We start from the raw sequence: 23,162 nt of genomic DNA on the forward strand, positions 1-23,162 counted from the left end.
GTCAGCGAGCGCGCAGGTGCGAGCCCTCATGTGCCCTCGCCCTCGGCGAAGGTCAGCGTCGGCTGCTGCTGCCAGCGAGCCGATATGCGCTCGAGCCGCCGCAGGACCAGCCAGTCGAGCAGCGTGATGAACACGACGAACAGCAGAATCCAGGCCACGAAGCCCGGGAAGCGCAGCGCGTCGTACCAGAACCTGGCGCGCCACCCCACACCCGAGGTGGCGCCGAACCACTCGACGATGAGCAGGCTGTTCCAGCTCGTCATGAACGCGAGCCGCACGCCGGTCACCGCGCTCGACAGCGCCCCGCCCACGAGCAGATGCGTGGCACGGCGCATCCGCGGCACCCGGAACGCGTCGGACATCAGGCTGAGGCCCGGGTCGAGCGCCCGGATGCCCGAGCTCAGGTTGAACGCCATGAACGGCACCGCCGTCAGCACCACCGCAACGATCGGCGCCGTCGAGCCGAACCCGAACCACAGCGAGGCGGCGAACGCCCACACCACCGACGGCAGCACCAGCAGCACCAGCACGGTGTCGTTCAGCACCGATCGGAACCGCCGCGAGCCGCCGATCAGCAGGCCCAGCAGGGCGCCCAGCGGGATGCCGACGGCCAGGCCGATGCCGTAGCGCTGCAGGCTGATGACCAGCGGCGCCCAGAACTCTCCCCGGATCATGCCGCCGTGCGAGCCGCCGCCCATCTCCACCCCGAGGAACTGGACCACCTCGTCGACGCCGGGCACCCGGTCGTTGATCGTGGTGAGGTACTGCCAGATGCCGAGCAGAATCGCCACCGCCAGCGCGTTGATGAACCAGGTCCGCCGTGTCCAGTGAGTGGCACGGTCGGACGGCCTCGGCGGGACGCCCGGCGACTGGCCGCCGCCGGGCATGACCGGGAAATCGGTTGCGTAGCTCATTGGGCCGGCTCCGCTGTCGCGAGCGAGACGTGCGCCCCGCCGAACGCCCGGCGTTCGAGCTGGCGGAACACGAAGTTCTCGAAGATGAACATCAGGCCGATGAACAGCGCCGTCCACGCCAGCATCCCGCGCACGTCGTAGCTCTCGAAGCTGCGCCTGATCTGGAAGCCGACGCCGTCAGAGGATGCGAAAACCTCGGTGAGCAGGGTGATGCGCCAGGCCAGGGCGAATGCCTGCCGTGCGCCGCCGATCACGGCCAGCACCGACGACGGCAGCAGCACCCCGGTGATGATCTGCGCCCGTGTGCGGGCGAACGACTCGCTCATCACGATGAGACGGCGGTCCACCCCGGTGAGGCCCTGGGCGACGCTGGACATCACATAGGGCGTGGCCACCAGCGCTGCGGTGAGCATCGGCCCCAGGCCCGAGACCCCGAACAGAATCAGCGCCAGGATCGCCAGCGCCACCGTGGGGATGCTGACGAAGAACCGTGTGAGGCTGCCCAGCAGGCCGCGCCACCAGGCGCTGTAGGCGATCACCGTGCCCAGCACGATGCTGGCCACCAGCGCCAGCAGGCAGCCGGCGATCACCCGGAACAGGCTCGCCCACAGCGTCGAGCCGAAGCCGGCGCCGGTGACCACCTGCCACGCCTCCTGCCCCACGGTGTGCGGCGGCGGCAGCTGCTGGGTGCCCAGCACGAACTGCGAGAACAGGTACCACACGCCGAGGAACGCCAGCCATCCGATGATCACGCCGAGGCGCAGGCCCCATCGGCCCATGACCGAGCGGCGCATCTCGCGAGCGGAGAGATCGGTGACGGCATCAGGCGTGACCGAGGTGTCGAATGCCACGGCTACTCACCTCCTGCCGGAGTCGGGCGGTTTGTGATGACCGACGGCGCTACGGCGTCGGCGGGAAGCTGGCCGCGTTCCTGCAGGCGTGCGACGGCATCGGCGTAGGCCCGGGCATCGCCGCCGGTGAGGTACACCGAGGGGGTGATCCAGTTGTGGCCGGTGATGTGGTGCGTCAGCCAGTCGACGTCTTCCTGGGTCTGCACTGACAGCAGCTCGGGATAGGCGGCGATCAGCTCGGGGTAGTGGGCATGCCAGTGGGCCACGGCCGTCTCCCACAGCTCCAGGAAGGCGCCGATCTCGTTGGGGTGGGCGCGGAACCATTCGCGCTCGGTGAGGAAGACCTCGCCCAGCAGCCGGTCGTTTGGCTGCCCCGACAGCTCGGCGTAGAGCTGCGACGCCGACTTGCCGTCGTAGAGGGGCCGCAGCATCCCGCTGCTGAGGTTGGCGACGCTGGCGTCGGGCAGGCAGATGCAGGCGTCGGCGCCGCCGCGCTCGACGGTGTCGCCGACACCGGAGGTGGCCAGGATGAAGTCGAAGTCGGGGCTGTCCTCGCTGAGATCGAGCGAGTGGGCCTGCTCGACGATCAGCGACCACAGCAGCGTCGAGCCGAGTTGGCTCTCCATGGCGATCTGGCCCTCGACCACCCCGGCGAAGTCGGTGGCCTGCGAGGTGCGCTTGATGGCGGCGATCGAGCGGTCGCTGGCGTACTTGCCGATGATGACCGGGTCGCTGCCGAGGCCCTCGGAGAACACCGGCACGTCGAGCGCGTCGATGAGGATGATGTCGGCATGGCCGCTGACCAGTGCGGTGAATGGCCGGAACGGGTGGCTGGCCTCGATGCGCAGCCCGTGCTCGGCTTCCCACTCGGCGAGCGTCCCCGAGTCCACCAGCCACTGCCACAGCGGCTCGGAGGGCAGCGCGAAGCGGATCGTGTCGGCGTCGGCAGCCGGCGTCTGCGTCTCGGGCGGCACCTCGCCCGCGGGGGGCTGATTGCCGGCATCGGCCCCGCAGGCCGCAGCCGCTATCGCCGACGCGGCGAGCAGCAGCGTCGCCGCGCTGCGAACGACGCGCTTGGAGGTGAGGTTCTGCTTCATCCGTCCTCCCGGGGCACGTCGGCGGAAGGCTCCAGCCAGTCGGTCACGGCGCGCATGCATCCCCACTCGTCGAGCACGCAGTCGGGATCGGCCTGCAGCACCCGGAACCGGTCCGCGCCGGAGAAGTCGTCGGGACCGAAGCCCAGGCGGCCCCCGAAACCGGCCTCGTAGCTTGTGGCGGCGAGCTGGGTGACGAACGCCTCGGTCGACGGCGGGCCCGAGATGCGCGACAGCGCGCTCAGCGTCACGTCGAGCGAGTCGCACGTGGCGACCAGCACGCTCCATGCGTCGGTGTGATGGCGGTGCTCGAACGATTCCTCGTCCGGAGCGGCATTGCGCAGCCCGACGCAGCCGCGGTCCAGCTCGGTCTGCGGGTCGCCGGCGGCCCGGCGAGCGCTGACCAGGAAGAAGTTGTCTGCCTGCGCGGGCGGCGCGCCGGTGAGCGTGAGCGTGGCGCCCTGGATGTCGCTCGCGATCCAGCGGGGACGCCAGCCGATGCGCTCCGCGGCGCGCATCATGCGCCGCAGCTCGAACCAAGGCGCCGTAGCGAAGACCGCCACGACGCCGCTGTCACGGTGCTCGACTGCTGCGTCGAGGTAGAACTGCTCGATCTCGCCCAGCACCGACCGCTCCGAGGCCGAGAGCCCCGACAGCTCGTTCGCCGCGGCGGCCTGCTCGGCAGTCGTCAGGTCGCTCTCGAGCAGCCGTACCCGGTCCTCGGCGCCCAGCAGATCGAGCTGGCCGAACTTGCGCGGGACGTGGGTGATGGTGCCCGGGATGAACAGGGAGCTGCCCGTGACCATCTCCACCTGGTCGAAATCGCGGCCGATGTTGTCCTGCCACGACGGGGGCGCCCCCACCGGCGGGCCGTAGAGCAGTCCTGTCTTGTCGCCTTCGGCGAAGATCGCGGACCGCCGAGCCACCTCGATGCTGTTGGCCAGCAGATAGCCGGCAGTGCCGTCGTCGAGGAAGAGCCGGCCCCTGCTGCGCCGCTGCAGGCTGGCGGGCACCGATGCATACAGGCCCAGCATCGGCAGCTCGGCTTCGACGGCGAGGCACTCCACGCCTCGCGCGTCGCCGAAGAGGTTGATGACGACGATCGGCTCCACCACGGGCACTGCCCGGCACACCTTGTCGAACGACGACTCGGGATCGGTCCAGCTCCACTGGTGGACGCTGACCTGCACGCAGCGGCCGTGAATGCCGCCGTTGGCGTTCACCTCGGTGAGGTAGGCCGAGATGCCTCGCCACGGGTCCTCGATGACGAGCGACCCGAGACCCACCTCTTCGAATTCGCTGAGATCAGGACCGAGGTAGGCGATGCGCACCGCCCTGGCGAGGCTGCACTGGTCGGGGCTGAACGCCGAGAGGTCGCCGCCGGCGGAGGCGATGCCCGTGCCGGTCCGTGTCGCCAGCACATCGGTGACCGCTTGCGGCTCGTTCGCGGCAGCGCTGCCGGGGTCGGCCACCGGCTGGTCGGCGCCGCCCCCGCACGCCGCAACGGTGAGCGCCACGGCGACCACGCCGGCGAGCAGCCGCCGTGTCCGCCCGCGCTGGTTGCCGCAGCGCCGGTGCCGACGGCGCAGCGGCGCGAGATTCATCGGAGCCCTGCGGGATCGATGCCGCCCGCTGCGGACCCGAACTGGGTGCCGCCGAGCTGAGCCAGCGTCTCGGGCGGCACCGCCCGGGCAGCGGTCATGGTGATCGAGATGGGATGCACGATCGCGGTGCCAGTGTCGTCGACGTGGATGCGCCACGGCCAGCGTGCGCTCACTGCCGACGTGGCGCCCACCAGCGACAGCCGCGACTCGGGCGCGGTGGCGACTTGGCCGGCACGCTGGATGAGCAGGTCGTTGCCGGGGCCGATGACCAGCAGCTCGATCATGCCGTCGCCCGGCCCGTATGCGTTGGCCAGCAGGGTCTCGAGCTCGGGCGAGTCGTAGCTGGCGAAGCTGACGGCCTCCCAGCCGATCATGCCGGACGCGTTCTCGAATCCGACGGCGGTGATGCGCAGGTGGTCGGCCATCGGCGAGGAGCCCAGCGTGCCGACGATGGCGCCGAGCAGGCTGGCAGCGGGCGCGCTGGGCCCCGAGACGGCGAGGCATCCGAGCTGCTCGAGGTTGAGCAGCAGCGGGCCCTCGAAGGTGTTGCCCACCGGCACCAGCGCGGGGCACAGCGACGGCCCCTGCCCGATGGCGCCGAGGTCTCGTGCGGTGACCCCTTGCGGCAGCTCCAGCACAAAGCCGCCCGAGGCCGACCGCCAGCCCGGCGGCGTGGGGATGGGCCGATCCAGCAGCACTTCGAAGCCGTAGGTGCCCGACCGCACCGCCAGCACGTTCGGCCTGGGACGCTGCTGGCCGACCGTGACGGCGTACAGGTGCCGCATGGCGGCCTCGATGAGCTCGAGCGACTCGCTGCCGACGGACTGCAGCAGCGACTGCTCGATGGCGTCGGGCGCCCCCGCGGCACGCTGGCTCTGCCTGCGACGGCGCGCGAGCTGCCACAGAAGCATCGCGTCGCCGACCGCGGTCCCGGCGAGACTGCGGCCCACCGGAGAGGTTTGGGCCGCAGTCGTGAGCCCGCCGGGAGTGGTGCCGGTCACCGAAGGAAGGAAGTGAGGCACCCGAGGTGCCTCTGCCTCCGGCGGCCGCGGGGGCGCCTCGGCTGTGCTGGCGCCGGGCATGCCTGCATACGGCGCCGATGGATCGAGGGGCGGCGGCATAGCCGGTGGCTCGTCGATCCACTCTTCGAATGTGGGTGGCGGCTCGAGCGGCGCGGCCGCCGGGGGTTCCGCATACGCGGGCGGCGGCCCGTCCACCGTCGGTGGCGCCGGCGGCGCCTCGGGGACCGGCGGATCGGCCACAGGTGCCTCAGGGGGCGGCGGCTCTGCCACGGGAGGCTCAACGAGCACCGATTCGTCGATGAACGGCTCCGCATCGGGCAGTTCGGGCTCGACCGGTGCCGGCTCGGCCGCCACATCCTCGACAATCTCGGCGTCGACGATGTCATCGTCGTGCGGCAGCTCGGCGGCCTCGATGGCCTCCTCGACTGCTTGAACCAGGCCGGTCAGTTCGGCAGTGTCGACCACCGGCGGTGGAGCATCGACGATGTGCTCGACGTCGGCCTCGGCTTCGTCATCGATTTCTGCGATGATGTCGCCAGCCGGCGGCATATTGGGCTCCCACTCGATCTCGCCAGCCGGCGGCGCTGGCTCAAGTGGCTTGATCTCGAACGCGGCGGCAGATTCGGGTTCGAGATCAACCTCTGGCTCGACACTCTCGGCGTCTTCGGGTTCGATCTCGAAGTCCGGTTCGACCTCGGCTTCGGGTTCGTGCTCGTCGACGAGGTCTTCGCCGAGTTCTGCCTCGTGCTCGTCGCTCGGCGCGTCCGTCGGGATCTCGACAGCGACCGGTTCGTCGAGGTCGGCTTCGACCTCTACGTCAGTCTCGACATCGAGGTACACGTCCTCGATGTCGCTCTCAGGCTCGGTGGCTGCGGGCATCTCGAAAGCCGCCGGCGGCATCGGGGGCACGTCGGCATCGGGCGCTGCTTCGGTCTCAGAAGGCGCCTCGGTATCGCTCTCTGCGCTGCGAGCCGCAATCTGAGCGACATCGGGCAGTTCGATGCCGAGCGGCGACTGCTCGCCTTCGGGCAAGGCGCCCTGGGTGAGGCCGCGCCAGAACGGCACCACTTCCTCGGGCGACGGCTCGCGGCCCCAGGCCGTGTACAGGAACGTCTCGGCCAGCGTCCACAGGTACACCGGGTCGGGGCGTCCCCACGGCAGGGGATCGCCGGGCAGGGCGAGCGCAGCCCCCTCGGGCACCAGTTCGTCAGGATCAAGGTCGGCGATGCCGGGATAGGCGGCATTCAGCGCCCGCAGCTCCGACCAGCGCTCGGGGGCGTTGAGGAACTGTGCGGCGACGCTGCGCAGCGTGTCCTCGGTGCGGGCGATGTAGTACCCCCGCACCGGCACCACCATGGGCGGCTCGTGCTGAGCCGGAGCGATCTCGCTCGACGGCGCTTCGGCCGGCAGCGCGATCTCGCCTTCGCTGACATCGTCCGGTACCGCATCCTCGGCCGCCGCGTCTGCCGCATCGTCGCCAACGTCGAACTCTTCCGGCGCGGCATCTGCGAGGCCGTCGTCGGTGATGTCGATCTGTTCGGGCTCGGGTTCGGCATCCGCGACAGCGTCGTCGGCGTCGAAGTCGATGAGCGGTTCGGGCGGTTGGCCGTCGCCATTGTCGAAGCTGATGCCCGGCTCGGCGCGGGGCGTGGCTGCCATGGGCGGCATCCACGGCGATGGTTCCTCCGTCGCCGATTCGGCCGATGGGTCGGCCAGCGCATCTTCCGCGACCGCCTCGTCGTCTGCCGATGCCTCGCTTGCAGGCTCGTCTTCGGTCGCCGGTTCGTCGCCGCCCTCTGAGGTCGGACCGAAAGCGCCGCGCATCTCCTCAGAGAGCGGTCCGGGGTCGGTCACCTGCCCGACCCGCTGGATCATCGGCACCGACGACGGTATGGCGGCCGGGTCGGCGGGCAGCGGCGGCGTGAACTCGGCGCCCGCCTCGCTGTCGGGCGGCTGCGGGGCAGGGGTGGGCGGGCTGTCGTTGAACGACTCGTCGAACAGCGGGCCCGACTGCCGGTACCACGGCTCGGAGGACTCGCCGCCCGCGGCATCGTCGCCGCCGCCGTCGGGCAGTTCCGACGCCGGCAGCGGCCCCGGCGGGGGCGCCTTCCTGCGCTTCTTGCCTCGCCGTTCAGTCCGGGCGCTCAGAGCCGCGTCAGGCTCCTGGGCCACCTTCGGACGTCGGCGGAACATTCGCGAGAGGAATCCACGTCGAGCCACAGCACTTCAAAGAATAATCCACACTCTTCTTTTCTGTGTCCACTCACCCCTCCGACTCCTGCTCGCACTCGAGCCGGCGCGACACGGGCCGGTCCAGACAGATCATCAAGCAACTGAGCCCGCCAAGCGATTGACGGGCGGAGCGAGGGGCTGCGGCGTTCGGCGGCTGGCAATTCCGGTGCCGTTACGCTGGCTGCCATGGCCGGTCTCGGCAGCGCAGACGCCGCTGACGACGGCGCGAACAGCCCGGGGCAGAGCGACCAGCCGCCGAACGCTCTGTGGCGCTACGTCCCGGCGCTGCGCAGGGAGGACGAGGAGTGGCGGCTGCGACTGCTGCTGCATGACTTCGGGCTGGTGTGGGAGAGCACGCCGGCCGGGCAGCGATTGGCGCTTGTCAGCCGCGAGCCCGACAGCGTGGATCCGCGTTGGGATGCGTTCCTGGCTGCCTACGCGGAGCATCGCTGCATCGAAGACGGCATCGAGCCGCCCGCGTGGACGCAGCAGCGCGAACGCCATCTGCGGGCGTTCTGGTACGCAGGCGGCTGCCACGACTACGACCGGGTGCGCACGATCGTGACGACACCGATCACCTTCGAGGCTCACGGCATATGGATCCCGCGCGAAGAGCTCGCGGTCGTTTAGGCGTGGAACCGCTCGGCGCAGCTGACATCCGGGATGCACTGGACGATCTTGCGCGGCGGCTGTCCCGCAGAGGCGTGGTCGCCCGCATCTACGTCGCCGGCGGAGCGGCCATGGCGTTGATGTACGACGAGCACCGCCTTACTCGCGACGTCGATGCGTCGATCTCTGCCGGCTACGACGAAGTCATGCGGGCAGCGCATGAGATCGCCAGCGAACGTGGCTGGCCGTCGACATGGATCAACGAACAGGCGACGATGTACATGCCACGAGAGCATGACCGGCACGGTGCAATCGCATATGAGCAGCCGGGTCTGTCCGTTGTCGCCGCATCCGTTGAGCACATGATCGCCATGAAGGCACGCTCGGCACGTCGAACTGACGAGTCCGATTTCCGCCGCTTGCTGAGACACGGGAACATCAGCTCTGCTGACGACGTTGCGGGGATCGTGGCCCGAGTGTTCCCGGGCGAAGCGCTCGGGCCACGGCAGGTGCGATGGGTTGACCAGATGGTCACGGCGATCGACGAGGATCCGCACGGCTGAAAGAGCGGTGCGTAACTGGAGCTTGCCTGTACATGGCAAGCGAAAATGCCGGTTGACGAGCGGTGAGTTGCCTGGGGTGCGGCACGTGACCGACCTCACTCTGGCGTGAAGCGGGTTGAGCTCGTTAGATCCTCAAGCAACTGAGCCCGCCAAGCGATTGACGGGCGGGGCGAGAGTCGGCGGCGTTCGGCGGCTGGCAATTCCGTCGGGAGGACTCGCTCAGCGCCAGGATTCGGCGAGGGGTGCGGCTGCGCCGAGATGGGCGCTGAGCTGCACGAAGTCGCTGACGTCGGCGGTGATGATTCGATCTCCGAGGTAGATGGCGCAGGCGAACAGATGGGCGTCCACGACATCGGAGGTACCCGACTCCCGCAACAGCTTGCCGACATCCCGATACTGATCCGAGGCAAAGGGGCGGATGTCGAGCGTCGGCAGGAAGTGGGCGAGGCGGGCCTGCCGTGCGCCGTCACGCCACACCTGTGCGACGACCGGCGCTGTGGTGCGCAGCGGCTCATCTTCCAAGCGCGTGGCCTCGATGAACTCCTTCGCGTCTGGCTCGTCCCGATCAATGGCGATCAACAAGCTTGCGTCGATCATCACCGATCCGAGAAGAACCGTTTGCGCATGGCTGCGACGCCTTCGGGGTCGGGCGGCCCTGACTCAGCCGACCATGCGTCCATGAAGTCCGCCAGAGCGAGCCGTCGATTCCGGTCTTGGGCAAGCATCTGGAGCCCGTGCTTGATCGCCCCTGAACGGCCGCCGTACACGGCTGCAAGCTCGTCCAGCAATGCGCGTTCCTCGTCATTGAGACGCACAGTCGTCGTTTCGGACATGCCCTAAGGGTACCACCTATGTGCTACAGCCGGCGCTGCTCAGGGAGGACGAGGAGTGGCGGCTGCGACTGCTGCTGCATGACTTCGGGCAGGTGTGGGAGAGCACGCCGGCGGCTGCCACGACTACGACCGGGTGCGGACGATCGTGACGACACCGATCACCTTCGAGGCTCACGGCATTTGGATCCCGCGGGAGAGCTCGCGGTCGTATAGGCGTGGAACCGCTCGGACCACGACAGGCGCGTTGGGTTGACCAGATGGTCAAATCGACCGACGAAGATCAGGACGGCGGAGAGAGCACGACGTATCTGGAGCTTGCCTGGACATGGCAAGCGAGAATGCCGGTTGTCGCTCGGGCTAGGCGCGCAGGGGGCACTCGGGGAGGTAGCCGAGCGGGACAGGCTGGCCGTCGGGGCCGACCAGTTCTGCCTCTGCGGCGCCGGTCGCGATGATCGGCTGTTGCTGACGGAATATCGCGATAGCGGACCGGTTTGAGTACCACGTGCGGACGGTCACCTCAACCCGGTTCCCGACGCAGTCCAGCGGGGTGTCGACAGATGTCGGCGCGCCGTACAGCGATCCCGCGGCAGCAACTCGTCTCGTGGCCTCGTTCTCGGCCTCCTGCAACGTGCCTCCCGCTGCTACGACTGCGGCGGCAACCCGCGCAGCCTCGTTGGCGTTGTGGATGGCGTGCTGGCGGGCGGTGATGAGCCGAGGAGCGTCGTACGCGATACCGCCGAAAAGCAGGAGCGCCGCGGCGACGATGGCAATGAACATCGAGTAGTCGCCCCGCTCACCCGTGCAGCGTTGGCCGGGCGGCCGGCGCCTTGGCGCGCTCATGGTGTGACCGTCATCGAACGATGCCGGCCCGGGTCCAGCGTCGCCACGCCGATAGCGCTGCGGCGGACATCGGTTGCGAACAGTGAGAACACCCCGACGCGGCTCGGTGGCAGCCGGCAGCTGACAAACACCTCGACGCGCCCCCCGGCAGGGACGATGTTCGGGTTGCCGGACAGGTCTGTGTCTGGCACTACGGCGTTGGTGACACTTCGAAACTCGACTGCCGTGTCGGTAGCCACTTCGTTCGTGCAATCCAGCCGGTGCCACGGTGCGCTGCCGATGTGTGCCGTGATGCTGCGTTGGGCTGCCGCGCCAGCGTCACCTACGTGGAGACAGCACAGCGACGCTGTGTGCGCCGCACGGTCGGCCGTTGCTTGGAGCGCCTGTTCGGTGCGCGTCGCGAACGTGATGCCTTGCAGGACCATGATGACGAGGAGCAACAGCGGGAAGACAATCGCGACACCGATGGCCGTGCCCGAGCCCGACTCGTCGCTCCTGACCCCGGAGCCGCCAGAGCACAGCCTCAGCATGGTGGGATTGCCGCGCCGTCAACAGACCGATGCGTCGGGGTGTGCCGACGTGTGGTCCGAGATGAAATCGAGCGGACCGCAGGCAAAGCCGACAACGTCGATTGAGCCGAGCACCGGGGTCCTAATGGTGCCGAAGGCGACTACTGACACGGTGCCCTCGTCGACGATGACAGCCGGGGGCTGCGATAGGCGAACCATGCCGGTTGAGGCATTCATCGCCGCCCAGGCGGCGAAGCCGCCCTGACACTGTCGCTCGCTGGTCGGTGTAGCCGGTCCACCGGAGGCGAGGTCGGTCAGGGGTGGGCAAGACGATATGGGGCTTCCGATAGGGGCAGCCGCCGCAGCGGCGACGCCGCGGTCGGCCGCCGCTTGCACTGCGGTAGTCGCAATCGAGTGCAGCACCACGTGGACGCCGACGAGGATGGTGAGCAGCACCCCTCCGAACAAGATTGCGACCGGAAAGACCTCCCCGCGCTCGTCGCTCGCAGGTCTCGTTCGCCCGTGCATGGTGATGGCGTTGCGCAGTTCGTTGAGCGTGCTGCGCCGGGAAGGCACAGGCTCTCGGCGCTATTGCCGGTTCAGTCCATCGGCGAGCGGTTCAGTGCGCATCATCGACCGACATACGGGCGGGACGCACTGAGCCGCTCATCCGATGGCATGAATCTCAGCTGTTAGAAGGCGATTTGGCAAAGACCGCCGACATTGGAAGCCAAGGCGAGAGTCGGCAAGGCCACGTTGATGCCCGATGCGGCTTGCGCGGTTGCTAGGGCGCCCGACGCCGTGTAGCGGAAGCTGTTCGCTGAGCCATTGGCGCTGCTTCGAACCAGATCGCATTCATTTGATCGGACGGGGTTCGCCGTCGTGCCTGTCCACGAGCACCCTCCGAGATTTCCTGCAGTGGCTGCGAGCGCCACGCCAGCGATTCCGTTCAGCCGGAAGGTGGTGCAGTTTGAGGAGTCGACGGCTGCCGTGTTCTGGTTCTGGAGATCGGCCGTCACGTCGGCACCGCGGGTGAGTAGCACTGTCGAGACGCCGCCGGCGATGACGAGCATGACCACGATCACGATCACGGTCTGCAGGGCGATGCCGCGGATGTCCCCGAGAGTGGGCGACCAACTTCGGCGGGATGCCAAACATGCCGCTGCGAGCACCGCCGGTACTCCCACTGCCAATGCAAGCGTTTCAGCCATCGCGCCCCTCCCTGGTCGGGCTTGGGGCAACGCGTTGAGCATCACCACCAAGCATGCGCTGACGTTCTGCCCAAGCTGTCATGGCCATGGGTTCATGTCAAGGAAGAAGCACCATTCTTCGTTTTTCTCAACGCACAGGCCAGCGGCAACACCCCCGCAGCGCTCACACCCCGCCGACCACGCGCGACAGCGGGTGTGAGCCCGGCTCGACGCGGGGACAGAGCGGACTCCCGACGCCGTGTCAGACAACGCCTCCATGGCTTGTCGAATCGCAACATTGGGACGTGTCGAATATCGACAGTGAATGCTGTCAATGCTCGGCAGTCTGAGGCGATGTCGGAGACTGTGCCGTAGGTGCCGCGATTGGCGGATCGGCTCATAGTTCGATGCCGTTGCGCATGAGGTAGCCAGCCTTGAGGCAACGAGTGGTGCTGCCAGTCCATGACGGGCGCCAACGTCGTTCGAAGCCGATGTATGAGACGAGGTGTGATGCGAGGATCCAAAGACCCGCTATTGCAGTCAGCGCTAATTCGTAGGGCAGAACCGTGAGCACGATCGTGGTCGTCAACGTGGTCAGGCCATCCAGCAATCCGGACCCGACACCTAAGGCGTTTGCGAGCCAACCGGCGAGCACCGCATAGACAGCGACAACCAGCGTTGCCACGATGATCAGCAGCGGGCATAGCGCCAGGAGCGCGTAACGCCGCCAGCGTGACGAAGAGACCTGGATGCGTTCGAGGTCACCGTCGATGGGAGGAGTCCCGTCATGTGAGACGAGCCAGATGACGTCGCCCGGTACGTCCTTCCGCCGCGATTGCCACCTGTTGCCGTGAGCGGTGCCAAGCGGGTCCGCTGATGGCAGCATGACGTACGGCCCATCGCCGTCTTCGTTGCATTCGTCGAAGGGTTTTGCGCTGTCGATGAGGTAGCACTGCACTTGGCTGCTTGGTCGGGCCAGTTCCGCGGGTTCGCAGACCGCGATAGTCCGGGTGTATCCCCGTCGCGGCTTCAGCTTGAGGATTGATCTGCGGAGATGCCTTGTGTGCTCGCCTGAGCGCAGTCGAACCTTGAGCCTGAAGCCGCCGAGGATCGGACTGCCAGCGATAGCCGGTTCAGTAGGTCGCACCAGCTCGCAGCTATCGACAGGAAACGCCGGCTTGGGACTGCTGGGAGCGAGGGTGAGCGCGTTGAGCAGATTCCGCGCCCTGGAGTACGACGACTCATGCTCTGCGTATTCCAGCGGCACCGATCCGGATATGGCGATAGCGGCTGCGATGTCCACGCTGGCCGGCCGCAGGCGAGGTGGGCGCGCCCGGTGACGGAATCTTCTCGTCTGTCCAACCGAACTGCGAGCGAACGAACGCTCGATGAGCCGCGTCAGGCCGGTGGATGCGACAGCGACTATGGGCGACACCAGCACTGACGCCAGGGCACCGGCCCACACTTCAGCGTTGCTCACTCACTTGGCGGTGGCGGTGTGGCTGGTTCCGCGTTCGGCCAGCGCAACGACGATCACTGTGTCCATGACCAAGACTCCTCAGAAGCCGGTGGGGATGGAGTCGGAGTTCAAGATGCCGGCGAGGGGCGGGTAGCCCATCAGCACCATGAAGGCTCCGCCGATGAGCGCCAGGGGAGCGCCCATCTTTTCGCTGGCAGATGCGGCTTCGGCATCGGCCTCGGCCAGGGACTTGTTGCGCGCCGCCTCGACCTGGCTCAGGATGGCCTGGCGCGAACCCGCGCCGGTGGTGCCCGCCAGCTCCAGCGCGGCGATGAACGGCTCCATGAACCGCAGCCGGCGCGACTCGCTCAGCCGGCGCAAGCCGTCCCACGGCGGCTCGCCCAGCGCCGAAGACTCAGCCAGCGCATCGCGTATGGCCGTGAACGCCGGCTGATTGGAACAGCGCGCTGCGGCATTCAGCGCAGCATGCTCGTCGGAGCCCGCCGTCACGAGCTGCGCGACCAGCTCCAGCCACGCCTCCGACGACTGCTTGAAGCGCTCGCGCTCTTTCTCTGCATCGGTCTTCAGCATCGAATCGGGCAGCCACCAGCCGAGCAGCGCGCCGCCGGCAGCGCACGCCACGATCAGCATCGGCGGAATGGACACCCCCATCGCGACCGTGAACATCACAGACACGACGATGATCAGCACAGCGCCCGCGACCAGGCCGCCCAGCTTTGTCAGCGCGTGGATCTCGAGCGTTCGCCCCACCATGGCTGCGTCCTGGCCCAACTGCTGCTTGCGCTGCAGGTCACGCTCGACACGGCCGGCCGCACGCCGCGTCGCCCCACGCATGCCCGACCCCGACGCATCCAGACCGGGAAGCGTCAGCTGGGGCGGCCTGCGACGCAGGCCCACGCCCACGAGCAAGATGCCGATTCCCGCCGCGACGCCCAACGCCAGCACCTGCGACGTCATGACTGCGCCGCCTCGGTCGTGGCCGCCAGCCCGGCCAGCTTCTCTTCGAGCTCGCGCTGGTCAAGCAGCCGCACCGGCGCTCCCGAGGCGGACAGCTTCAGCACCCACAGGATGTTCCCGAAGATCATCACGCCCACTGCCAGCAGGATGATCTGGCCGGTCAGCGACCCGAACGGGTCGAAGAAGCCCCGGTTGAACGCGAACATCCCCACCACCGACACCACCGTGATGCCGGTGATCGAGATCACCTGGGTCCAGGTACGGGCATTGGCGACCTCGTTGCGGCGGCGCATCTCCACCTCGTTGCGCATGGCGCGGGCCACGCTCTCGAACGCCTCGGTGATGCGGGCGCCCGAATCCCAGGCGATGTTCATGCCCAGCACCAGGCGATCGGCGTAGGGCGACTTCATCTGGGCGGCGAACCAGTCCAGCGCCGGCGCGAGGCCGACCGTGCCGGCCAGCGACGCGAGCTGGGTCACGTGAGGCCGCAGCATGGGCGGCGCGCTCGGCGCGGACAGCGTGACCGCCTCGAACAGCGATCCGCTGGCCGACACCAGGTCGCGGATCTGCTCGGTCCACTGCGAGTAGGCCTCGATCTCGTCGGCCACCGCCCGGCGCTGGCGGGGAACGGCGACCATCCTGGGGACGATGAACCCGGTGGCCGCGCCGATCAGCACGGCGACCGGCCACCCGGTGGCGTACCACGTGCCGAAAGCCAGCAGCACGGCCATGCCCAAGCTCCCCACGAGCTGTGTGTCGACGCCCTGCGTGCGCGCCCGCAGTTCCTTGGTCTGGAAGCTGCGCAGGCGTTGCCGGCGCGGGCGGGCAGGCAGCTTGAGCAGGCCGATCAGCAGCGTCACCACGCCCAGGCCGGCAAGCGCACCGAAGGCCACCGAGGCGAAGCCGTGCACGGCTCAGCCCCCTGCGTGGGGCTGGCGGGGTATGGCAGGCGTCGCCGGAACGGTGCCGTTCTGATGCGGCTGCTGCGCCGGCATCGGCGGGGGATGCGGCGGGGGCGGGGCGGGGGGCTGGCCCCCGACTCGCGGTGGCGACGAAGGCTGGTAGCGACTCTGGACGTGCGGCTGGCGGTACTGCGGCGGAGCCGGCGCAGGGGCCGGGGCGTACGGTGCGGCGTCCATCGGCTGCTGGGGCGGTCCGAGCATGGACGGGTCGAAGCCCGATGCCTGCAGCCTCGCGAGCGCCTCGCCGTCGGGCGTGAACGGCCGCATGTACACGGCCACGCCGTCGGGGCCGGCGGAGAACACCTCATTGGTGAGCACTTCGCCGTCGGCGTAGCCGGTGACCTCGCGGATCGAGGTGATGGCCCGGCGGCCGTCGGGCAGTTTCTTGATGTACACCAGCAGGTGCAGCACCTCGGCGATCTCTCTCAGCACCGAATCGGGCGTCGGCGCGTCGGGTGAGCGCTGCGCGTAGATGAGGATCTTGTTGATGGCGGCCTCGGTGCTGCCCGCGTGGATGGTGCCGAGCGACCCGTCGACGCCGATGCCCATCGACTGCAAGAGCTGCATCACCTCGCCGCCGCGCACCTCGCCGACGATCACCCGGTCGGGCGACATCCGCAGCGCAGCCCGCAAGCAGTCGTACATCGAGATCTCGCCGGTGCCCTCGGTGTTGGCGGTGCGCGTCTCGAGCGCGAGCGTGCGCTCGTGCAGGCCCGACGAGCGCAGGTGCAGCTCGAGCGTGTCCTCGACCGTCACGATCAAGTCGGACTGGGGCACCTCCGACAGCAGCGAGCGCAACAGCGTGGTCTTGCCGGCGCCGGTGCCGCCGACGACCAGCATGTTGGCCGGGTCGGGGGGCCGCACGGCGGCGCGCAGCACCGGGATCATCTGCGGCGTGACCGTGCCCGACTGCAGCAGCAGGTCGAGCGAGGCGGTCAGCATGCGGTGACGGCGGATCACCATCGAGGTGCGCTCCGCGACGGCGGTGACGGCGAACAGCCGGTGCCCCGACGACAGGCGCAGGTCGAGGATCGGCGAGGCCGTGTCGAACCGGCGCGAGGTGTGGCCGGCGGTGGCGGCCAGGTGACGGATCATGGTCACCAGCGCTTCCTCGCTGTCCGCCAGCGGCGGCGCCATGACGCGACGGCCGTCGGCCAGCGACAGGATCACCGTGTCGTGCCCGAGCACGTGGATGTTCTCGACATCGGGACGCTCGAGCAGCGGCACCAGTGCGCCGCCGCCCATCAGCCCTCGCACGTTCGCGCGAAACTCCCGCCGGCTCTCGGCGTCGAGTTGCGTGGCGCCGCGCATCACCGCCGCGGTGTCGTTCTGCTCGAGGATCCGATCGGCCGCCGCCATCAGCCGCTCGTCGATGACCTCGGCGGGCAGCTTCTGGCGCTGCAGCTCGAGGTAGTGGCGCAGCAGGTCGTTGCGCGACTGCTCGAAGAACTCGAATCCCGGTCGACGTTCGGTGGTGTCGGTCATGACCGGGTGTTACGAGCGGCGATGCGCGCGAGCTGCACCGGCGAGAGCGCGCCGGCCAGCGCTCACGCCGTGGCTCCGGTTCCCGGGCGCGGCTGCTTCTCGTCGGGATCGCCCCCGGCCGACTCGCCGAAGAGTTGCACCGCCCAGCTGCGGAAGGAGCCGGTCGGCACGGTGGGCGCCTCGGGAGGCGGCATCTCGACAGGCGGCACCGGAGGCGGTTCTGCAGCCGGCTGCGCGGGCTGGTACGCGACCGGTTCCTGCTGGCCGTATCGCGGCGCGCCCTGAACGCCGTGGTCGTAGGCCGCTGGCGCATAGCCCGGCGGGGGAGCGGGATACTGCGGCTGGACATGACCGGGCGGCTGCAACGGCTGCTGGGGGTGGGGCTGCGGCTGGCCGTGGGCGTGGCCCGGATCGGCGTAGCCGCCTTCGGGGTAGCCCTGCTGGGGGTAGTCGGGTTGCTGAGGCGGCGGCTCATGGGCCGCCGGAGCGGGTGGCGGCTGGTTGTACTGAGGCGACTGAAGGGGCGGTTGGCCCGGCGGCGCCCCGGGCACTCCGGTGCCGTACTGCTCGTAGGCAGGAGACTGCTGCGGCGGCAGTGCTGAGGCTGGGGGGAGTGGTGGCGCCGGTGCGGGTGCGGGTGCGGGTGCGGCAGGAGGCGGCACGCCTGCGAGCAGGTCATCTGGGTCGACGGCGGGCGTCGCATCGGGAGTGTCCGCGGGCGCCGTGTCGGCCTCGGGCCGGTTCGCCGGCAGCCGTACCCGCGGTGCAGCAGCGCTTGCCGGGCACGCGTACTCATACAGCGCGTCGGCCAGCTTCTCGAGGCTGCCGCGCAGCTTGCGCGACTTGCGCTTGCCGCGGGACACGAACATCGACAGATCGGTGCCGCGCTCGGTGCTGAGGTCGACGCTGCCGACGAACTGCAAGCCGTGATTGCTGCTCCACTCGGCGTCTTTCAGCGGGCTCGGCCCGACCGTCGCCACTAGGCCGAGCGGCCCTGGGAGCGAAGCATCGTCAACGAGGACGCCGCCGAGATGCTCGAGACTCGGAAGCTGAGTGTTGTCGCAGGACACAATCAGGACGGCGGCGGCGCTCGTGGTCAGCTCTGATGTGCGCGCATCGGCTGTCAGCCGACCCCCATCGACGATGATCGCCATCTCGCCGTCGGAGATGTCGCGCAGCTCCTCGCCGAGCCGGGCGAACTTCTCCGCGACCATCTTGGCCCCGGACGGGCTCGACGGCGTCGGCATGACGTGGAAGTCGTTGAACAGCACGTCCTGTGCATGCTCGATCAGGTCTGCGGAGGTCACCGGCTTGCCCGCTGCCATGAACGAGGCGGTGCCGGGCGTGAACTGGATGCCGAGCTTCTGGCTCAGCGAACCGGCTGCAGCGTCGGTTTCGATCAACAGCACCTGGCGCCCCGATGACGCCCATTGGGCAGCGAGATAGATCGCGGTGGTGGAAGCGCCCGGCGATCCATACGTGCTGTAGACGGTCAACATTTTTCGAAGAGTCCTGATTATTCGTTCTCATTGTCCCCTAGATCGGTGCCGCCGTCCAGAGCCCGCTGCACCTCCTCGGCGGTGAGGTCAATTCCCAGCCGCCAGATCTGACGATCGGTCGCAGCGAGGTAGCGACTCACCAGGCGCTGGATCTCCAACGCGCGGGCAGGCTCGACGACATAGATGATGTTGCCGCCCTGCACGTTGTCGAGCCGGAGCACGCCGAGGAGCGACAGCTCCGGCTGCGCGGCGAATCCGGCGTCGAGGCTCTCTGCGGCGCTGAGACCCTGCGTGGGATCGAGCAGCGTTTCGCGGCCGATCAGGGCGATGGTGTCGCCGGTCTCGAGCGCGCCGTAGGTGACGTCCTCGGCCGGCAGGCTGACCTGGATGACGATGCTGCGGGCCTCGGCTTCGCTGGACAGCGGCGGCGGCCGGAACATGCCCGGTGTGATGAACGTGCCCGCGGGGATCGGGCCAGCCGCCCATTGGCCGTAGATCCCGCCCATCTGGCTGGCAACCATGGCGGAGGCATCGCCGATATTCGCTTCGACAAGCCGGAAGTCCGCAGAGCTGACCCGCTCCCAGCGCGCGATGTCACGTGCCGCCACGACGAACGGCTGGCGTTCGTCGACGGTCTGCAGCACGTACCAGAACCCGAAGGCAGTGCCGGCGACCAGGACCAGGCCCACCAGCACAAGACCCATGCGGCGCTTGCGCGTTCCGCCGGGCATGACGATGGGCCGCGGCTGTCCCGATGCCTCGCCTGCTGATGCTTGGGTTAGATCGGACACGATTCAGCCAATGTAGTTGGAAGACGAATGACTATTCTCCCAATTGCACGCCCGTCGCCCGCGAAGGACGACGGGCAGCGCCGAGCGCTAGCTGGATCGACTGAACGCCGTGACCTGGACCGCCGCACTCGTCTGTGCCGCACTGCTGGTGTGGCTCGGTTCGGCGGTGGCGCTCGCCGTCATCGATCTGCGCAGCCGGCTGCTGCCGACCCGGCTGATCTGGCCGGCAGCGGGTGCTGTCTGGGCGCTGTACGCCGTCGCCTCGTTGGCGCGCGGCGATGCATCGGGCTTGTGGGGCGCACTTGCCGGGGCATTCGCGGCCAGCGCGCCGGTGTTCGCGATCCACTTCGTCCACCCGCCGTCGATGGGTTTCGGCGACGTCCGGTTCAGCGTGCTCAACGGGCTGGTGTGCGGCTGGTGGGGGTGGCATGTCGCGCTGCTGGGCCTCGCCGCGGGCTTCCTTGCAGCGCTGCCCGAGGCGCTGGTGGTGATGGCGCGGCACGGCGCTCGTGCCAGCCGGCCGCTGGGGCCGTACCTGGCTGCCGGCGCTGCTGCAGCGCTGCTGTGGGCGACGGCGATCTCAGGAGTCGTGCCTGGCGGATGACGCCCGGGCGGCCCGGCACCGAAAGCAATTGTCAAGACAAATCAGAACAAACCGGAGGAAAGATGGCAACCATCGACCCGATGTCGCACAGCGGCGACCCAACCGGCCCAGTACCCCCCCCCCCCCCCCAATCGGACAGCGCCGAACCGAGGTGTGCCCATGCATGACGGTCGCAAGGTCCTAGATGTGCACGGGCACGTCTCCGCACCTGTGAGCCTGTACACGCCGGTCCTGCTGATGCTGGCTGCCAACTCGCCGATGCCGAGCGCCGTCAAGACAGGCCCGATGCCGCCCGTCCTTCCCTATGACATCGGCGAGCTGGAGCCGGCGGTGGAGGCGCACATCCGCCAGCTCGACAAGCGGCGCATCGACGCGCAGATCATCGGGCCCAAGCCCCCGATGCAGTTCGGCTGGGCGCCGACGCACATCATCGAAGCCTGCGCCGAGCTGATCAACGACCTGATCGACGCGCAGTGCCGGCTGGCGCCCGATCGGTTCCTGGCTGCAGCACAGCTTCCCCAGCGGCGCGACGCCGACGACTCGACGCACATGCTGGCCGAGCTCAACCGGTGCGTGCTCGAGCTGGGGTTCGTCGCGGCCTACGTCAGCCCGAACCCGTGCGGGACGCGTTCGCTGCCGGGCATGCACACCCGCTACTGGGACCCGCTGTACGAACGCGCCGCGCACCTGGACGTGCCCCTGATCGTGCATGGGGCGGCCAACCGCGACGAGCGCTCCAACGACATCTTCCTGGGCTTCCAGCTCGACTACCAGGCCGAGGAGTACCACGCGAAGCAGTTCGTGCTGCGGGGCCGCGTCTTCGACCGGCATCCCGACCTGCGGATGCTGATCTGCCATTGCGGCGGGGTGATCGAGCGGTACCCCTCAGCCGACCGGGCGCACATGGTTGCCGACGACTTCGTCGACAACCTGTTCTACGACACCTGCGCGTACGACGCGGAGTTCCTGAGCGCCGCCATCCGCCAGCTCGGGCCCCACCGGATGTGCTTCGGCAGCGAGGTGCCCAGTGCCGCGGGCACCACCCGCGACAGCGCCGGACGGCCGTCCGACGACCTCGTGGCGAAGATCGATGAGTTCGGCTGGCTCGACGACAGCGAGAAGGGCGCGATCTTCCACGAGAACCCCCTTCGGTTCTGCAAAGCGTTCTCGTCGCTGACCTAGAGCGGCCTCCGCGGCGTCGCGGCACGCGTTCTGAGACCGGTCCCCGACAGACGAAGAAGCGCGATTATTCTTCATGACACTCGCTGTCGAGCGCAGGGAGCACGCAGATGCGGCAGCTCCGCTCGGACCAGCCAGGCGGAAGGGACAAGTCGATGACTCGAAGCAGATGGACCCGAGCACTTGCTCTGTTGTTCGCATTCGGCTTAGCGGCGGCTGCATGCGGCGGCGACGACACCGGCTTTGCGCCTGCAATCGTCGAGGACGCAGCGACAGACGACGCCGGTGCCGACGCAGCCCCGGCCGACGCCGACGAGCCGGCCGATGCCGATGCGGCTGAACCGGCGGCGGTCGAAGAGGAAGACGACGAGCCCGCAGACCTGGGGCAGGTCGTGGTGGCCGAAGGCGCCAACTGCGCGGCGGACCTCCCGCCGCTGGAGCCGGGCACGTTCGCACCGAGCGGCGACTTCGTCTATGCGATCTCGCTCCCGGCGAATTCGCTCAACCCCCACGACGACCAGACCCCGGCGACGTTCGCCTACTACGGCTGGATCTACGAGGGCCTGGTGCGCCAGAACGCCGACGGCAGCGTCGTGCCGTGGCTGGCGCGCTGCTGGGAGACCAACGACAGCGGCACGGAGGTCACCTTCTACCTGCACGAGGGCATCACCTTCCACGACGGAGCGCCCTTCAACGCCGACGCAGTGGTCGCGAACGTGGAGTTCGTGAAGACCGCGGGCCCGCCGCAGGTGATCCCGCCGGTCGCCGGCCAGCTCGGCATCGTGGACACCGTCGAGGCGCTGGACGAGCACACGGTGAAGTTCAACCTGAAGGGTCCCGGCGAGATCCTGCTGCTGAGCGGGCTGATCCGCAACTCCGGCCTGATGGTCTCGCCGGCGTCGCTGGGCGATGCCGCCGCCTCTCCCATGGGCACGGGCCCCTACGCCTGGTCCGAGTCGAGCCCCGACCTGACCCAGATCGACCTGGCCGCCAATGCCGACTACTGGCAGCCGGGCCTCGTCGGGCTGGAGACCGCGCGGCTCGTGGTGGCCATCGACCAGATCGCCCGGGTGGACGCCTTCAACGCCGGCCAGTACGACGCGTCGGTGGTGCTGCTCAACGACCTGGACCTGCTGATCACCGGCGACGTCACCAGCAACTTCACCGTCCGCATCGGATTCGTGGTGGCCGACTGGACAGGGCAGCAGATCCCGCAGCTGGCGAACCGGGAAGTGCGCTGCGCGATGGCCCAAGCGCTGAACCGTCAAGGCATCCAGGCGCGGCTGAACGCGCCGGGCTCGGAGAACAACCAGTTCGCGACCGGACCGTCCGACTACGCATGGATCGACGATCTCGACGTTCCCGACTTCGACATCGAGGCGGCCAAAGCACGCTTCGAGGCCACCGGCGAAGAGGGCTTCACGTTCACCAACGGCCACCTGCCGGCCGGCTTCTGGCCGGTGCTGTCGTCGGCGTGGGGCACCGCGCTCGCCGAGCTGGGCATCACCATGCAGAACGAGGCGCTGGACCCGCCCAGCGGGGGCGAGATGTTCGCACGCCTCGCCCGAGGCCAGCACCCGGTCCAGATCATCCCGTTCAACGAGCCCAACGCCCTGATGTCGCTGGTCGCGCGGACCGGCGAAGCGGGCTTCAACCCGTCGAAGGTCAGCCCTGACGGCGTCGTGGAGCTGGTGGCCGCAGCGAGAGGCAAGAACTTCGCCGACGGCGAGGCCGATGTCACGGCGGCCTGGAAGATCATGCTCGAAGAGTGCATCTTCATCGTCAACAACACCTTGACGACAGTGGTGGCCTACCAGGACGGTGTCGAAGGCGTGCACCACACCCAGGGCATCCCGATCCACTTCTGGCCGCACGGGGTCACGAAGAGCTGACGTCAGGAGTCGCGATGCGCCGGGGCGCCCCCGCCCCCCGGCGCATCGCACC

General features: G+C 68.7%; 22 protein-coding genes. 5 read left to right on the top strand and 17 right to left on the bottom strand.

Going from position 1 to position 23,162, the window contains the following annotated elements:
- Positions 1-26: 26 nt before the first annotated feature.
- Genes ACOGI5_RS10035 through ACOGI5_RS10055 form a run of 5 tightly spaced genes read right to left on the bottom strand, consistent with a single transcriptional unit; the run spans position 27 to position 7,678 of the window.
- Positions 27-914: an ABC transporter permease gene (locus tag ACOGI5_RS10035; protein WP_419864279.1), complete on the bottom strand. Its 888-nt coding sequence runs from the start codon at positions 912-914 to the stop codon at positions 27-29.
- Positions 911-1,765, bottom strand: coding sequence for an ABC transporter permease (locus ACOGI5_RS10040; protein ID WP_419864280.1), 855 nt, complete (start codon positions 1,763-1,765; stop codon positions 911-913). Before ACOGI5_RS10040 ends, ACOGI5_RS10035 begins: the two co-directional genes overlap by 4 nt.
- 2 nt (positions 1,766-1,767) lie before the next feature.
- Complete coding sequence (locus ACOGI5_RS10045; RefSeq protein ID WP_419864281.1) at positions 1,768-2,862, bottom strand: hypothetical protein; 1,095 nt, start codon at positions 2,860-2,862, stop codon at positions 1,768-1,770.
- Positions 2,859-4,463 (bottom strand): hypothetical protein, encoded by a 1,605-nt coding sequence (locus ACOGI5_RS10050; protein ID WP_419864282.1) that lies wholly within the window; start codon positions 4,461-4,463, stop codon positions 2,859-2,861. The genes ACOGI5_RS10045 and ACOGI5_RS10050 overlap by 4 nt, the downstream gene beginning before the upstream one ends.
- The gene (locus ACOGI5_RS10055; protein ID WP_419864283.1) at positions 4,460-7,678 is read right to left on the bottom strand and encodes a hypothetical protein; all 3,219 of its coding nucleotides are present in this window, start codon (positions 7,676-7,678) and stop codon (positions 4,460-4,462) included. Before ACOGI5_RS10055 ends, ACOGI5_RS10050 begins: the two co-directional genes overlap by 4 nt.
- Positions 7,679-7,903: 225 nt before the next feature.
- Between ACOGI5_RS10055 and ACOGI5_RS10060 the strand changes: the two genes are divergently transcribed.
- Together ACOGI5_RS10060 and ACOGI5_RS10065 are read left to right on the top strand one after the other, a co-directional pair.
- Entirely contained in the window at positions 7,904-8,347 is a 444-nt protein-coding gene (locus ACOGI5_RS10060; protein ID WP_419864284.1) for a hypothetical protein, read from the top strand.
- A gap of 2 nt (positions 8,348-8,349) precedes the next feature.
- Positions 8,350-8,889 (top strand): nucleotidyl transferase AbiEii/AbiGii toxin family protein, encoded by a 540-nt coding sequence (locus ACOGI5_RS10065; protein ID WP_419864285.1) that lies wholly within the window; start codon positions 8,350-8,352, stop codon positions 8,887-8,889.
- Between the two features lie 219 nt (positions 8,890-9,108).
- Here ACOGI5_RS10065 and ACOGI5_RS10070 read toward each other — a convergent pair whose 3' ends face one another.
- The 12 genes from ACOGI5_RS10070 to ACOGI5_RS10125 all read right to left on the bottom strand — a co-directional run bounded on the left by ACOGI5_RS10070 (position 9,109) and on the right by ACOGI5_RS10125 (position 19,435).
- Entirely contained in the window at positions 9,109-9,486 is a 378-nt protein-coding gene (locus tag ACOGI5_RS10070) for a type II toxin-antitoxin system VapC family toxin (RefSeq protein WP_419864286.1), read from the bottom strand.
- Positions 9,486-9,722, bottom strand: a complete 237-nt coding sequence (locus tag ACOGI5_RS10075) for a hypothetical protein (RefSeq protein WP_419864287.1) — start codon at positions 9,720-9,722, stop codon at positions 9,486-9,488. Before ACOGI5_RS10075 ends, ACOGI5_RS10070 begins: the two co-directional genes overlap by 1 nt.
- 357 nt (positions 9,723-10,079) lie before the next feature.
- Complete coding sequence (locus ACOGI5_RS10080; RefSeq protein ID WP_419864288.1) at positions 10,080-10,562, bottom strand: hypothetical protein; 483 nt, start codon at positions 10,560-10,562, stop codon at positions 10,080-10,082.
- On the bottom strand, positions 10,559-11,092 hold the full coding sequence (locus ACOGI5_RS10085) for a hypothetical protein (protein WP_419864289.1): 534 nt from the start codon (positions 11,090-11,092) through the stop codon (positions 10,559-10,561). Before ACOGI5_RS10085 ends, ACOGI5_RS10080 begins: the two co-directional genes overlap by 4 nt.
- 18 nt (positions 11,093-11,110) lie before the next feature.
- Positions 11,111-11,647: a hypothetical protein gene (locus ACOGI5_RS10090; protein WP_419864290.1), complete on the bottom strand. Its 537-nt coding sequence runs from the start codon at positions 11,645-11,647 to the stop codon at positions 11,111-11,113.
- 116 nt (positions 11,648-11,763) lie between these two features.
- On the bottom strand, positions 11,764-12,282 hold the full coding sequence (locus ACOGI5_RS10095; protein WP_419864291.1) for a hypothetical protein: 519 nt from the start codon (positions 12,280-12,282) through the stop codon (positions 11,764-11,766).
- Positions 12,283-12,658: 376 nt separating this feature from the next.
- Entirely contained in the window at positions 12,659-13,741 is a 1,083-nt protein-coding gene (locus tag ACOGI5_RS10100) for a hypothetical protein (RefSeq protein ID WP_419864292.1), read from the bottom strand.
- 78 nt (positions 13,742-13,819) lie between these two features.
- Positions 13,820-14,698, bottom strand: a complete 879-nt coding sequence (locus ACOGI5_RS10105) for a type II secretion system F family protein (protein WP_419864293.1) — start codon at positions 14,696-14,698, stop codon at positions 13,820-13,822.
- Positions 14,695-15,609: a type II secretion system F family protein gene (locus tag ACOGI5_RS10110; RefSeq protein ID WP_419864294.1), complete on the bottom strand. Its 915-nt coding sequence runs from the start codon at positions 15,607-15,609 to the stop codon at positions 14,695-14,697. The genes ACOGI5_RS10105 and ACOGI5_RS10110 overlap by 4 nt, the downstream gene beginning before the upstream one ends.
- 3 nt (positions 15,610-15,612) lie before the next feature.
- On the bottom strand, positions 15,613-17,145 hold the full coding sequence (locus tag ACOGI5_RS10115) for a CpaF family protein (RefSeq protein WP_419864295.1): 1,533 nt from the start codon (positions 17,143-17,145) through the stop codon (positions 15,613-15,615).
- A gap of 62 nt (positions 17,146-17,207) precedes the next feature.
- The gene (locus ACOGI5_RS10120) at positions 17,208-18,644 is read right to left on the bottom strand and encodes a tyrosine-protein kinase family protein (protein WP_419864296.1); all 1,437 of its coding nucleotides are present in this window, start codon (positions 18,642-18,644) and stop codon (positions 17,208-17,210) included.
- A gap of 17 nt (positions 18,645-18,661) precedes the next feature.
- A complete protein-coding gene (locus tag ACOGI5_RS10125) occupies positions 18,662-19,435 on the bottom strand; it encodes an SAF domain-containing protein (protein ID WP_419864297.1) in 774 nt (257 codons plus the stop codon).
- 109 nt (positions 19,436-19,544) lie between these two features.
- Between ACOGI5_RS10125 and ACOGI5_RS10130 the strand changes: the two genes are divergently transcribed.
- The 3 genes from ACOGI5_RS10130 (at position 19,545) to ACOGI5_RS10140 (ending at position 23,110) form a co-directional block, all read left to right on the top strand.
- Positions 19,545-20,039 carry a prepilin peptidase gene (locus tag ACOGI5_RS10130; RefSeq protein WP_419864298.1) on the top strand — a complete coding sequence of 165 codons (495 nt, stop codon included), beginning with the start codon at positions 19,545-19,547 and terminating at the stop codon, positions 20,037-20,039.
- A 159-nt stretch (positions 20,040-20,198) separates the two neighbouring features.
- Entirely contained in the window at positions 20,199-21,221 is a 1,023-nt protein-coding gene (locus ACOGI5_RS10135; protein ID WP_419864299.1) for an amidohydrolase family protein, read from the top strand.
- A gap of 152 nt (positions 21,222-21,373) precedes the next feature.
- Complete coding sequence (locus ACOGI5_RS10140) at positions 21,374-23,110, top strand: ABC transporter substrate-binding protein (protein ID WP_419864300.1); 1,737 nt, start codon at positions 21,374-21,376, stop codon at positions 23,108-23,110.
- The last annotated feature ends 52 nt before the right edge of the window (positions 23,111-23,162 follow it).

The sequence above is a fragment of the Candidatus Poriferisodalis sp. genome (assembly GCF_965208925.1).
GTDB lineage: Bacteria > Actinomycetota > Acidimicrobiia > Acidimicrobiales > Poriferisodalaceae > Poriferisodalis.

Bases quoted from the DNA above. Each gene is read 5' to 3' on its own strand.
- ACOGI5_RS10075 (WP_419864287.1), bottom strand. From the start codon at position 9,722: ATGTCCGAAACGACGACTGTGCGTCTCAATGACGAGGAACGCGCATTG.
- ACOGI5_RS10140 (WP_419864300.1), top strand. From the start codon at position 21,374: ATGACTCGAAGCAGATGGACCCGAGCACTTGCTCTGTTGTTCGCATTC.
- ACOGI5_RS10085 (WP_419864289.1), bottom strand. From the start codon at position 11,092: ATGCTGAGGCTGTGCTCTGGCGGCTCCGGGGTCAGGAGCGACGAGTCG.
- ACOGI5_RS10055 (WP_419864283.1), bottom strand. From the start codon at position 7,678: ATGTTCCGCCGACGTCCGAAGGTGGCCCAGGAGCCTGACGCGGCTCTG.
- ACOGI5_RS10050 (WP_419864282.1), bottom strand. From the start codon at position 4,463: ATGAATCTCGCGCCGCTGCGCCGTCGGCACCGGCGCTGCGGCAACCAG.
- ACOGI5_RS10105 (WP_419864293.1), bottom strand. From the start codon at position 14,698: ATGACGTCGCAGGTGCTGGCGTTGGGCGTCGCGGCGGGAATCGGCATC.
- ACOGI5_RS10070 (WP_419864286.1), bottom strand. From the start codon at position 9,486: ATGATCGACGCAAGCTTGTTGATCGCCATTGATCGGGACGAGCCAGAC.
- ACOGI5_RS10135 (WP_419864299.1), top strand. From the start codon at position 20,199: ATGCATGACGGTCGCAAGGTCCTAGATGTGCACGGGCACGTCTCCGCA.
- ACOGI5_RS10060 (WP_419864284.1), top strand. From the start codon at position 7,904: ATGGCCGGTCTCGGCAGCGCAGACGCCGCTGACGACGGCGCGAACAGC.
- ACOGI5_RS10120 (WP_419864296.1), bottom strand. From the start codon at position 18,644: ATGTTGACCGTCTACAGCACGTATGGATCGCCGGGCGCTTCCACCACC.
- ACOGI5_RS10045 (WP_419864281.1), bottom strand. From the start codon at position 2,862: ATGAAGCAGAACCTCACCTCCAAGCGCGTCGTTCGCAGCGCGGCGACG.
- ACOGI5_RS10080 (WP_419864288.1), bottom strand. From the start codon at position 10,562: ATGAGCGCGCCAAGGCGCCGGCCGCCCGGCCAACGCTGCACGGGTGAG.
- ACOGI5_RS10095 (WP_419864291.1), bottom strand. From the start codon at position 12,282: ATGGCTGAAACGCTTGCATTGGCAGTGGGAGTACCGGCGGTGCTCGCA.
- ACOGI5_RS10035 (WP_419864279.1), bottom strand. From the start codon at position 914: ATGAGCTACGCAACCGATTTCCCGGTCATGCCCGGCGGCGGCCAGTCG.
- ACOGI5_RS10115 (WP_419864295.1), bottom strand. From the start codon at position 17,145: ATGACCGACACCACCGAACGTCGACCGGGATTCGAGTTCTTCGAGCAG.